Here is a 12925-nt window from a genome sequence, read left to right on the forward strand (position 1 = left end):
ATCATATTCATAAAATGGAACAACAAAAACCATATATTCCTAAAAATAAAGTAAGAATTGTAACTGCTGCTTCACTCTTTGACGGACACGATGCAGCCATTAATATTATGCGCCGTATTATTCAGTCAACAGGTGTTGAAGTAATTCATCTGGGTCATGACCGAAGCGTTGAGGAAGTGGTAAATACCGCTATCCAGGAAGATGCTAATGCAATTGCCATGACATCGTATCAGGGCGGACACAATGAATATTTTAAATATATGTATGATTTGCTTCATGAAAAAGGGGCGGGGCATATCAAAATTTTTGGAGGCGGAGGCGGAGTAATCCTGCCAAGTGAAATTTCAGAATTACAGGAATATGGTATTACCAGAATTTATGCTCCGGATGATGGCCGTTCAATGGGATTGCAGGGAATGATTAACGATTTGGTAGAACAATCTGATTACCCAATTGGAAATAAACTAAACGGAGAAATCGATCATATCGAAAGTAAAACACCAACTGCAATTGCGCGTTTGATTTCTGCTGCAGAGAATTTCCCTGAAATTGCAAAACCTGTTTTCGATCAGATTCATCAAAATAATATCGATTCTAAAATTCCGGTTTTAGGAATCACCGGAACTGGTGGTGCCGGAAAATCATCTTTGGTAGATGAATTGGTTCGTCGTTTTTTAATTGATTTTCCTGAAAAAACAATCGGATTAATTTCTGTTGATCCATCGAAAAGAAAAACAGGGGGAGCACTTTTGGGTGACAGAATCCGAATGAATGCGATTAATAATTCTCGTGTGTATATGCGTTCGCTGGCGACACGTCAATCAAATTTGGCTTTATCAAAATATGTAGCCGAAGCAATTCAGGTTTTAAAAGCCGCAAAATATGATTTGATTATTCTTGAAACCTCGGGAATTGGTCAGTCCGATACCGAAATTATGGATCATTCTGATGTATCCTTATATGTTATGACGCCTGAATTTGGTGCTGCAACACAATTGGAGAAAATCGATATGCTTGATTTTGCTGATTTAGTAGCGCTTAATAAATTTGATAAAAGAGGAGCTCTTGATGCAATTCGTGATGTGAAAAAACAATATCAGCGCAATCATAATCTATGGGATAAAAATCCGGACGAAATGCCGGTTTTCGGAACAATTGCTTCTCAGTTTAACGATCCGGGAATGAACACGCTTTACAAAGCGATTATGGATAAAATTGTAGAAAAAACGGATTCAGATCTACATTCTACTTTTGAAATTACCCGCGAAATGAGTGAGAAAATCTTCGTGATTCCGCCACACAGAACACGTTATTTGTCTGAAATAGCAGAGAATAACAGAAGTTATGACGAAAGTGCTCTTTCGCAGCAAAAAGTAGCACAGAAATTATACGGAATTTTTAAAACGATTGAATCAGTTTCAGGGAAAATTCCACAGATCAATAAAGCAGGAATCGACGACAATAGTGTCATCCTGAGCGGAGTCGAAGGACTCGACGAAAACAGAATCTTCTTAAACCTTTTGCTGAATCAGTTTGATAAAGTAAAAATGGACTTAGATCCGTACAATTGGGAAATTATCCTGAATTGGGACGAAAAAGTAAACAAATACAAAAATCCGGTTTACACTTTTAAGGTTCGTGATAAAGAAATTAAAATTGCAACCCATACCGAAAGTTTATCACACATTCAGATCCCGAAAATTGCTTTGCCTAAATACGAAGCCTGGGGTGACATTTTACGTTGGAATTTACAGGAAAATGTTCCCGGAGAATTTCCGTTTGCGTCAGGTTTGTATCCGTTTAAGCGTGAAGGTGAAGATCCGTCAAGAATGTTTGCGGGTGAGGGCGGACCTGAAAGAACCAATAAGCGTTTTCATTATGTGAGTGCAGGATTGCCGGCAAAACGACTTTCAACAGCCTTTGATAGTGTGACTTTATATGGAAACGACCCCGATATCCGTCCGGATATTTACGGAAAAATTGGAAATGCAGGAGTTTCAATCTGTTGTTTGGATGATGCCAAAAAACTGTATTCAGGTTTCGATTTGGTTCATGCCATGACTTCGGTGAGTATGACTATTAATGGGCCGGCACCAATGTTGTTGGGGTTTTTCATGAATGCAGCGATTGATCAGCAATGTGAATATTACATCAAAGCTAATGATTTAGAAAAAGAAGTTGAAGACAAAATCAACAAAATATATGCAGTAAAAGGTACGGAACGCCCTAAATACCAAGGCGATTTACCGGAAGGAAACAATGGTTTAGGATTAATGCTTTTGGGCGTTACCGGAGATCAGGTTTTACCTTTGGAAGTTTATAATGAAATAAAAGCCAGAACATTATCACAGGTTCGTGGAACGGTTCAGGCAGATATTTTAAAAGAAGATCAGGCACAGAATACCTGTATTTTCTCAACCGAATTTGCTCTAAGATTAATGGGTGATGTTCAGGAATATTTTATTACCAAAAACGTACGTAATTTTTATTCCGTTTCGATTTCGGGATATCATATTGCCGAGGCAGGAGCGAACCCAATCACGCAATTAGCATTCACGCTTTCGAATGGTTTCACTTACGTGGAATATTATTTGAGCCGTGGAATGAGCATCAACGATTTCGGACCAAATTTATCATTCTTTTTCTCCAACGGAGTTGATCCGGAATATTCGGTAATTGGACGTGTGGCGCGTAAAATTTGGGCAAAAGCCATGAAAAACAAATACGGAGCCAACGAAAGAGCACAAATGCTGAAATATCATATTCAGACTTCCGGACGTTCGTTGCACGCTCAGGAAATTGATTTTAATGATATCAGAACCACTTTGCAGGCCTTGTATGCTATTTACGACAACTGTAATTCATTGCATACCAATGCGTATGACGAAGCGATTACAACACCAACCGAAGAATCGGTGCGTCGTGCCATGGCCATTCAGTTGATTATCAATAAAGAATTAGGTTTAGCGAAAAACGAAAATCCAATTCAGGGGTCATTTATCATCGAAGAATTAACAGATTTAGTAGAAGCTGCCGTTTTACAGGAATTTGACCGAATCACAGAACGCGGGGGAGTTTTGGGTGCAATGGAAACCATGTACCAACGTTCTAAAATTCAGGAAGAAAGTTTGTACTACGAAACCTTGAAACACAACGGAGATTTCCCAATTGTGGGTGTAAATACTTTTCTGAGTTCAAAAGGTTCTCCAACGGTAATTCCGGCAGAAGTTATTCGCGCCACCGAAGAGGAAAAACAATATCAGATTACGATGCTGAATAATTTACACCAATTCCACGAAGAAAAAGTAAACGAGCATTTAAACAAACTACAGGAAGCCGCCATTAAAAACGAAAATTTATTTGATCATTTGATGGAAGCTACAAAGGTTTGTTCGTTAGGCCAGATTACTTCGGCATTGTTTGAAGTGGGAGGGCAGTATAGAAGGAATATGTAAGATAGGATATATGATGACAATCGAACAATATCAAGATAAAATAAAAACCTTATGCACAGAAGGCATCTGCAAAAATCCTGATCATACCGATCTGGATAATATTATCATGAAAATTTCTGTAGATATTAATAAATTCTATTTTAATCTTTCTAATTTGTTCCTGGAATTAATAGACGACCAAGAAAATAAAAATGGGGAAGAAACTATACTAAACCCTGAAATCATAAATCAAGTTTCAAATTGCTTAGGTTTACTATTTATAAACGAAAAAGAAACAGAAGGAAATCTTTGTTTCATCAATAGTAGCGAATTACGTCCCGAATTCAGACAAAGTTTTACAAGTACAGATTTATTGGATTATTGTTTTGCTGTTTTGCACTCTACGATTAATGAAATTTCAGAGATCAATTCTGCCAGGATTCCAATTATATCTGATTCTTCAGTTTTTTGGGAACTGGTAAATTACGGAAGTGAATTACGAAAGAAAATTTCATTAAAATAACATACTTGGATTATAGCATAAAAAAGCAGCTCAATTAAGAGCTGCTTTTTATATATGTATTGGTTGTTGAAATTATTTTTATATTCCTTATTTTAAATTATGAAAGTATAAAACAAAAAAAAACAGCTCGAGAACCACCAAGAGCTGTTTTGAAAACATTTAAGTTTTTAAACTTTACTAACTATCTAACCTCATTTTATACTGTATGCGAGTATAACTTTTTTAGCGTACTGCTACGCTTGTATTTTTAGCAGAGGAACCTGCTTTGTAAACTAATGAAACTGTTTTTGGTGATAAAATTATATCGTCACCTTTAATAGTGATTTCATGTTTTGTTGTTTTTACGCTATCTTCTACTTTTAAGAAATAAGTTCCTTCCGGAAATTGTTCAAATCTAAAAGTTTTTAAGATTCCATCTTTGCCTGAAGCATTTTCAGAATAAATTAGAGTTCCTTCACTATCATAGATGGATAAGGTTGCTTTTGTTACATTGTTTAATGCAAAAGTAACTTCGTTACTGCCATTTCCATTAATTACATGAAGAAATGAATCTCCATTCCCGTCAATTGCATATGTGTTGATTCCTGCAAAAAGTACTGCTACTACTAAACTTAATTTTAACATCTTTTTCATGGCTTTATTTTTTTAAATTATTGTTCTAATTCTATAGTGCTAAATTACTTCAACAAGGGAGTAAAACACACAACTCTATTTTCCTATATATGTGCTATATTCTCATTTACGAAACCGTTATAGGTTAAAATTTAAATTATAGTAGGTGTTTTTGTTAATTTGATTATTATTTTTCAATGTTTTTGATCGGATTGAGAATATGGAAACCAATCAGCTGATTTTATTTATTACTCGTAATTTTTGTCAGAAAAAAATTAGTTTATAATAATTTATTGGTAAAAACAGAAAATAAAAAAACAGCTCAATAACCACAGTGAGCTGTTTTAAAAAACAATTAAGTTTTATTTCTAACTATCTAACCATTCTTATACCTGACTAAGTATAATTTTTTTAGCGTACTGCTACGTTTGTATTTTTAGCAGAAAACCCTGTTTTGTAAACTGATGATATTGCTTTTTTTGATACAACTGTTGTATCCTCAGTAATAGTAATTTCATGTTTTGTAGTTTTCACACTGTCTTCGATTTCTAAGAAATAAGTTCCTGTTGGAAATTCCTCAAAACTGAAGGTTCTCAAAATTCCTTCTTTACCTGAAGCATTTTCAGAATAAATAAGTGTACCGTCTTTATCATAAATAGATAAATTTGCTTTTTTTACATTATTTAATGCAAAAGTGATCAGCTTACCGTTTCCTTTAATTACATGAAGCGCAAAATCTTCATTCCCGTCAATTGCATAAGTACTCATTCCTGTGAAAAGCACTGCACATACTAAACTTAATTTTAACATCTTTTTCATGACTTTTATTTTTTAGATTATTGTTCTGATTCTATAGTGCTAAATTACTTCAATAATAAGGTTTAGTGCACAACCCAGTTTTCTTATTTATGTGTTATATTCTCATTTACGAAACCGATATAGGTTAAAATTTAAACTATTTTAATCGTTTTAGTTAATTCGCTTATTATTATTTAATGTTTTGGAATTTATAAATTTTGCTTTTTCCTAACTTTATGGTAACCTTATTGATTGTATAAAAGGAATCAGGCTGAATCTTTTTCTTCAAAAAACAGGGCACAAAAAAACAGCTCACTAACCACAATGAGCTGCTTTCAAAAAACAGTTACGTTTTATTTTTTTTACTATCTAACCATTTTTATACTGATAAAAGTATAACTTTTAACGTACTGCTACGTTCGTATTTTCAGCAGAAAAACCTGCTTTGTAAATTGATGAAACTGCTTTTGTTGATAAAACTGTTGTATCATCAGTAATAGTAATTTCATGTCTTACTTTTTTTACTTTGTCTTCAGCTTCCAGGAAATAAGTTCCTTCCGGAAATTCTTCTAAGCTAAAAGTTCTCAAAATGCCTTCTTTACCTGAAGCATTTTCAGAGTAAATTAAATTGCCGTCTTGGTCATAGATTGCTAATTTTGCTTTTGTTACTTTGTTTAAAGCAAAAGTGATTCGCTTTCCATTTCCTTTTTTCAGTACATGAAGATTAAAATCCTCATTTCCGTCAATTGCGTAAGTACTCATTCCGCTGAAAAGTACCGCACATACTAAACTTAATTTTAAAATCTTTTTCATAGCATTAGTTTTTAAATTAATAGTTCTAATTCTCTGATGCTAAATTACTTATATCTTCCGCTGTTTTGTACAGCTGAGTTTTCTGATTTATATGCTATATTCTCATTAACGAAACCGATATAGGTTAAAATTTGAATTATTTTAACTGTTTATGTTAATTTGATTACAATTATTTAAAGTTTCTATGTTATGAAATTTACTTTTCCCTAACATTATAATAACCTGTTGGATGTAATTAATTGTGGCTCTTTATTTGATATAAAACGAATAGATCAAAAATATAAATTAGAGTAAAACATCTTCATACATTCAGAAATCTAATGTCATCCTGAGCGGAGTCGAAGGCTTTTACATAGAAAGAGTTCCGACTAAGTTTATCCTGAGCGAAGACGAACGGATTCAACCCGGCACTTTTTTGAATTAGATTTAACTTTGATTGTAGAAAAACATTATTCCAAAGCTTGTCTTTCAAAAAAAATGGCAAAAAAAAAACAGCTCAAGAACCACCAAGAGCTGTTTTAAAAACATTTAAGTTTTAAACTTTACTAACTATCTAACCTCATTTTATACTGTATGCGAGTATAACTTTTTTAGCGTACTGCTACGCTTGTATTTTCAGCAGAGGCACCTGCTTTATAAACTGATGAAATTGCTTTTGATGATAACACGGTTGCATCATCAGTAATAGTAATTTCATGTCTTACTTTTTTTATGCTGTCTTCAACTTCTAATATGTAGGTTCCTGTTGGAAATTCCTCAAAGCTGAAAGTTTTTAAAATTCCGTCTTTACCTGAAGCATTTTCAGAATAAATTACAGTACCATCAGTAGAATAGATAGTCAGGTAAGCTTTTTTTACATTGTTTAATGCAAAAGTTACTTCTTTGTCTTTATTCTTTCCTTTCATTACATGAAGAGCAAAATCTTCATTCCCGTCAATTGCATAAGTACTCATTCCTGAAAAAAGCACTGCACATACTAAACTTAATTTTATCTTTTTCATGATTTTTATTTTTTAGATTATTGTTCTAATTCTATAGTGCTAAATTACTTTAACAGACCAGTAAAACACACAAGCCTATTTTCCGATATATGTGCTATATTCTCATTTACGAAACCGTTATAGGTTAAAATTTAAATTATAGTAGGCGTTTTTGTTAATTTGATTATTATTTTTCAATTTTTTTGATCAAATTGAGAATATGAAAACCAATCAGTTGATTTTATTTATTACTCGTAATTTTTGTCAGAAAAAAATTAACTTCTGATAATTTATTTGTAATTGACCAAATAAAAAAAGAGTCAGTATAACCAAAAAAGCTGCTTTTTTAACCAATTTTCAATTCCGGGAGTTGATTTTCTCCATTATTTGTATAGTTTAAATTAACCGATAAAGACTAAAATTTAATTTTAAAAAACCTTTTTCGTGACATTAGTTTTTAATTAATGTTCTAATTTTATCTTGTTAAAATTATTCGATTTTGTACAGACTTATTCATTATTTTCTATGTGTTATTCTTATTCACGAAAGCGTTATAGGTTAAAATTTGAATTATTTTAGGTGTTTTTGTTAAATTTGCTAATATTTTTTAAACTTTTTTTGAAATGAAAACAATTGCCCCAGCTCTTGAATTAATATCAAATTCTTACGGAAGTTCTTTTACCTATACTAAATACGCCCAAAAGACGAACAGTAAATCGCATTTATTACACTATCATCCTGAAATTGAAATCGTTTTTGTAAATGGCGGAGCAGGGAAGAGACAGGTGGGAAGCCATATATCCTATTATACGAACGGTTCTTTGGTAATGATAGGTTCTAACTTGCCTCATTGTGGATTTACAGATGAAAAAACAGGTAATAAGGATGAAATTGTAATTCATTTTAAACCTGATTTTCTGGGCAATGATTTTTTTGGCGCTCAGGAGATGAAAAAGATACAAAATCTTCTTAATCAGGCAAAGGCAGGAATTGCGTTTGGTGGTGAAACCAAAAAGCGTGTAGGAACGAAAATGGAATTAATGGAAAATAAGTCTCCGTTTGAGCGCTTATTAACACTTTTAAGTATTTTAGATGAATTAGAATCTTCTGAAGAATATACGATTTTAAATGCTGATGGTTTTTCGCTGGAAATGCAGGTACAGGATAATGACAGGATCAATGTAGTGTTCAATTATGTGAAAGACCATTTTCAGGAACCCATTTCAGTTGATGAAATTTCAAGTCTGGTCAGTATGACAACACCTTCATTCTGCCGCTACTTTAAAAAAATATCCAATAAAACCTTTACTGAATTTGTGAACGAATACCGTTTGGTTCATGCTTCTAAACTTTTAGCGGAAAAAGCAATTAGCATAAATGAAGTTTGTTATGAAAGCGGATTTAATAATTTTAGCCATTTCAGCAAATCTTTCAAACAATATACAGGCAAAAGTGCTTCGCAATACCGTCAGGAACATACGGTTATAATTATGTAACTTTGTGGGAATACCTAATGATAAACTATTGTAAGTCTTTTAAGGATTTATGTGGCATCACAATTTTTCTGGAATGCAATAACTAAACCATCAACTCTTTGATGGTTTTTTATATTCAGGCTAAATGGTTTTTATAATTTTAAAACATAAAAAGTTATATTTACATTTCTCAAAACCATAAAAATATGAAGTATTTTAAAATTCTACTGTTTATAGGTATCGTGTTCTTTTCAGGCATTTCATATGCCGCAAAAGCAGATACTTTACAAATTGCCAGTACAGCTATGAACAAAACCTATAAAATAGCTGTTGTTTTGCCCGACTCTTATGCTAAAAGTAAAACATCACTTCCTGTTCTTTATTTATTACATGGTGCTTATGGACATTTTGATGACTGGCTAAAAAAGACCCCGAATAAAAATCTGGTAAAAAGCTTAGCAGACCAATACAATTTGATTATTGTAATGCCGGAAGGCGAAACCTTTAGTTTTTATCTGGACAGTCCTGTCAATAAACAAAGTCAGTTTGAAACATTCATTACACAGGAAGTGATTCAGAAAGTAGATAAAACATACAAGACCATTAATGATAAAAGCGGCCGTGTAATTACCGGGCTTTCAATGGGTGGTCATGGAGCGTTGTATTTATCAGCAAAACATCCTGATTTGTTTTGCGCTGCAGGAAGTATGAGCGGTGCGGTAGATATGACAGTTATGCTTAATCGTGATCCTTCTGCTCAGGTAGTTAAATTAATGGAGCCGGTTTTTGGAGATAAAAACGCTGACTCTGAAATGTATGCCAAATACTCGGTTTTAGGAATGCTGGATAAAATAAAAGCCAATAAATTGCCCTTAATAATTGATTGTGGTGTGGATGATTTTTTAATAGAACCCAATCGTGAATTACACCGAAGACTGGTTTATAATAAGGTAGATCATGATTATACCGAACGCCCCGGAGCGCATACCTGGGAATATTGGGAAAACGCATTGCCGTATCATGTATTATTTTTCAATAAAATTTTGCTTAAAAATCAAGCTGTTACCGAAAAAAGATAAAAAATTATACCAAAATTCCTTTCAATTATTTTTTTTGGTTTAATTTTTGAAATACCTTTATATATAAACCTTAAAAAAATAAAAGTCATGAAAAAAATACTTTCCCTATTTGCCATTGTTGGATTAATGGCGTTTTCTAGTTGTGAAGGACCAGAAGGGCCTCCGGGGCCGATGGGACCAGTTGCTGAAGTTTTTGAAGTAACAATGAGCTTTACTGCAGCAAATAATTATGGACAAACATTTCCTTTAAGCCCTAAAATTTATTCAGGAGATAATCTTCTAGTTTATGAATTGGTAAATACTAATAGTGGAATCGATACTTGGGCATTACTACCTCAGATTTATTATTTTACAGGAGGTTCTGCGCAATATAATTATGAATTTTCGTATGATCAATTTTCAATTCTTGCAGACGCAAACTTTCCTTTATCTCAGCTGCCAACGAGTTTTACATCAAATAAAACATTTAGAATCGTTATCGTTCCAGGTGATGATGGAGTAAATTCTGGAGGTCCAAATTCTAAATTATCTGTAAGCAAAGTTGATTATTCAGATTACAATGCAGTTATCAAAAAATATAATATTGATGATAGTAATGTTAAGAAATTAAACTAATAATTTTTAGAATACAAAAAAAGGAAATCTTGCGATTTCCTTTTTTTATGAATATATGTATAGAAAAAGCTATTCTTCATCTAAGTCAGTAAGTTCTTTTTCTTCTCCAAATTTTAAGGAAACCAGAACTCCTACCAAAAGTGAAAGGGCAATAAATCCTAAAGAAGCCCATTCCGGAAGGTGAATAAAGTCGTGAAGAATCATTTTTAATCCAACGAAACTTAAGATTGCAATTAAGCTGTATTCAAGGTAACTGAATTTAGCCAGCATATTTGCCAGGAAAAAGTACATAGAACGTAATCCAAGAATTGCAAAAATATTAGAACTGAATACTAAAAACGGATCTGATGTAATGGCCAGGATTGCCGGAACGCTGTCTACAGCAAATAAAACATCCATAACCTCAATTACAATCAAAGCTACGAATAGAGGAGTAGCTGCTTTTTTTCCTTTTTCAGTTATGATGAAGAATTTCTCATGATCCATTTCTGAGGTAATCGGAATAATTTTTCCTAATGTTTTATAGACAAACGAGTTTTTAGGCTGAAAATCTTCTTCCTCACCTGAAAACAGCATTTTTATTGCGGTAAACAATAAGAAACCTCCAAATAAATAAGTAGTCCATGTAAATTTATTGATTAGCATCACGCCAAAGAAAATCATCAATCCACGGAAAATCACAGCACCTAAAATTCCCCAAAATAAAACACGATGCTGGTATTTTTGAGGGATTTTGAATGAAGCAAAAATAATGGCAATCACAAAAATATTATCGATACTTAAAGAAAGCTCAATTAAATAACCGGTAATAAACTTCATTGAAGCAACGGCCGGTTTTAGTTTATCTGGATTTGCAATGTAATCTGTAGTGTAAAGCCAATAGATCACTCCTGAAAAAAGAAAAGATAGTGTTACCCAAATCAATGTCCATTTGCTTGCTTCTTTTGTACTGATAATATGTGGGTTTTTATTGAAGACTCCCAAGTCTAAAGCAAGAATAAGTACTACGGCTAATAAAAAGAAAATCCAGACCATTATGAAGATATTTTTTTAAATGATTTACAAAGATAAGTTTTGAAGTTTAACTTAAAAATTAATTATTGAAAAGTTAGCTTCAAATTTAGATAAACGTTTAAATCTTTTGTGTCTATTGAGAGAAGTCAGAGTAATAAAGGTTCTCGACTCCGCCCGAACTGACAATAAGATGAGTTATTATTATTATTATTATTATTTATGGTGTCACATTGAGCGGAGTCGAAATGTAATTTAGGTTCTCGACTATTTTCGAACTGATAATAAAAAGGGGCTTCGACTCCGCCTTTACTTTGGATTTGATAAAAAGCTTTAAATTTATTCAAAGGAAAGCAGAGGTGAACTTTCGACTCCGCTAGTTAAGAACTATGCTGTGCATTAGTCCTCTGCCTTCCCCTTGAATCCCGTTGAATTGCTTCAAATAGAATGATAGACATAGCGGTCTAATAAAGGCTCTAAAGAAGTTCAACATTTTTGTTTATCTTAAATTCAAAGTTATGAAAAAGTATTCATTTTATGTCGGCATTGATGTATCAAAAGCTAAATTAGATATTAATATTCTTGATGCTTCAACTCTTAGGTCAGAGCATTTTAGCATAGAAAATAATATCAAAAACATTTCTGTTTTTATCAAAAATATGAGCAGGCAGGTTAATAAAGAATATATTCTTTTTTGTTGTGAAAACACAGGTATTTATACCAATCATATATCAAGTGCTTCAGTAAAACTCAATCTGGATTTATGGATTGTTCCTGCGATTGAAATAAAAAAATCAAAAGGAATTTCAAGAGGAAAAAATGATAAAATTGATGCCAGGGATATTTCTTATTACAGTTACAGAAACATAGATAAATTAAAACTATTTACTTTAACAGGCATAGAGATTCAAAAACTAAAAATTCTTTATACCGAAAGAGAAAAAATGCTAAAAGCCTTATTGCTTATACAAGCTACAAAAGAAAATAAAGATTTTACAGATAAAATAATTTTCAGGGAAGTATCTCAAATTAACCAGGCTCTGGCTAAATCTATTAAAAATTCGATCAATAAAATTGAGTCGAGAATTAAAGAAATAATTAAATCAAACGATCAATTAACCAAACAAATCCAACTTATCAGATCAATTCCCGGGCTCGGAGAACAAACCAGCGTGTATTTGATTATTGCAACAAAAGGATTTACAGCGTTTAAAAACTGGAGGCAATTTGCCTGTTACTCTGGTGTTGCCCCTTTTGAACATAGCTCTGGTTCCAGTGTAAAAGGAAGGACCAGAGTGAATCATATGGCTGATAAAAAAATGAAGTCACTATTGCAAATGTGCGCTATGACAACATTAAAATATGATCCACAATTAAAGGAATATTACAATAAGAAAAAAGTGGAAGGCAAAAACTCAATGTTGGTTTTAAATAATATCAGATGCAAACTTATAAGCAGGGTCTTTGCTGTTATAGCAAGGGAAACTCCATATATAAATACCTATAAATTTGCATCGTAATTTTTTAGTACTTTTTGTTGTTTTTTATCATAGAATGCTCAGCCGGACAAAGGTTTCGATGGGAT

11 protein-coding genes are annotated in these 12925 nt (G+C 32.6%); 6 read left to right on the forward strand and 5 right to left on the reverse strand.

Annotated elements, in window-relative coordinates; all coding sequences use genetic code 11:
- Nucleotides 1-14 precede the first annotated feature (14 nt).
- Nucleotides 15-3455: a methylmalonyl-CoA mutase family protein gene (locus tag ACEN92_RS03005; RefSeq protein WP_495640890.1), complete on the forward strand. Its 3441-nt coding sequence runs from the start codon at nt 15-17 to the stop codon at nt 3453-3455.
- A 10-nt stretch (nt 3456-3465) separates the two neighbouring features.
- Nucleotides 3466-3957, forward strand: coding sequence for a type ISP restriction/modification enzyme (locus ACEN92_RS03010; RefSeq protein WP_495640891.1), 492 nt, complete (start codon nt 3466-3468; stop codon nt 3955-3957).
- Nucleotides 3958-4179: 222 nt separating this feature from the next.
- Here the strand turns inward: ACEN92_RS03010 and ACEN92_RS03015 are convergent, their stop codons facing one another.
- From ACEN92_RS03015 to ACEN92_RS03030, 4 genes are all read right to left on the reverse strand, one after another.
- On the reverse strand, nt 4180-4590 hold the full coding sequence (locus ACEN92_RS03015; protein WP_495640892.1) for a T9SS type A sorting domain-containing protein: 411 nt from the start codon (nt 4588-4590) through the stop codon (nt 4180-4182).
- Nucleotides 4591-4980: 390 nt separating this feature from the next.
- Complete coding sequence (locus ACEN92_RS03020) at nt 4981-5388, reverse strand: T9SS type A sorting domain-containing protein (RefSeq protein ID WP_495640893.1); 408 nt, start codon at nt 5386-5388, stop codon at nt 4981-4983.
- 381 nt (nt 5389-5769) lie between these two features.
- On the reverse strand, nt 5770-6180 hold the full coding sequence (locus ACEN92_RS03025) for a T9SS type A sorting domain-containing protein (RefSeq protein ID WP_495640894.1): 411 nt from the start codon (nt 6178-6180) through the stop codon (nt 5770-5772).
- A gap of 590 nt (nt 6181-6770) precedes the next feature.
- A complete protein-coding gene (locus ACEN92_RS03030) occupies nt 6771-7181 on the reverse strand; it encodes a T9SS type A sorting domain-containing protein (RefSeq protein WP_495640895.1) in 411 nt (136 codons plus the stop codon).
- Nucleotides 7182-7783: 602 nt separating this feature from the next.
- Here ACEN92_RS03030 and ACEN92_RS03035 point away from each other — a divergent pair.
- The 3 genes from ACEN92_RS03035 to ACEN92_RS03045 all read left to right on the forward strand — a co-directional run bounded on the left by ACEN92_RS03035 (nt 7784) and on the right by ACEN92_RS03045 (nt 10329).
- Nucleotides 7784-8656, forward strand: a complete 873-nt coding sequence (locus ACEN92_RS03035) for an AraC family transcriptional regulator (protein WP_495640896.1) — start codon at nt 7784-7786, stop codon at nt 8654-8656.
- Between the two features lie 185 nt (nt 8657-8841).
- Entirely contained in the window at nt 8842-9714 is an 873-nt protein-coding gene (locus tag ACEN92_RS03040) for an alpha/beta hydrolase (RefSeq protein WP_495640897.1), read from the forward strand.
- Between the two features lie 87 nt (nt 9715-9801).
- Complete coding sequence (locus tag ACEN92_RS03045) at nt 9802-10329, forward strand: hypothetical protein (protein ID WP_495640898.1); 528 nt, start codon at nt 9802-9804, stop codon at nt 10327-10329.
- Between the two features lie 69 nt (nt 10330-10398).
- On the opposite strand, the gene ACEN92_RS03050 is transcribed toward ACEN92_RS03045, so the two are convergent.
- Nucleotides 10399-11367, reverse strand: coding sequence for a TerC family protein (locus ACEN92_RS03050; protein ID WP_495642324.1), 969 nt, complete (start codon nt 11365-11367; stop codon nt 10399-10401).
- Between the two features lie 491 nt (nt 11368-11858).
- On the opposite strand from ACEN92_RS03050, the gene ACEN92_RS03055 reads away from it, so the two are divergent.
- On the forward strand, nt 11859-12860 hold the full coding sequence (locus tag ACEN92_RS03055; RefSeq protein WP_495638805.1) for an IS110 family transposase: 1002 nt from the start codon (nt 11859-11861) through the stop codon (nt 12858-12860).
- The last annotated feature ends 65 nt before the right edge of the window (nt 12861-12925 follow it).

This window comes from Flavobacterium sp. Flavsp81 (genome assembly GCF_059491325.1).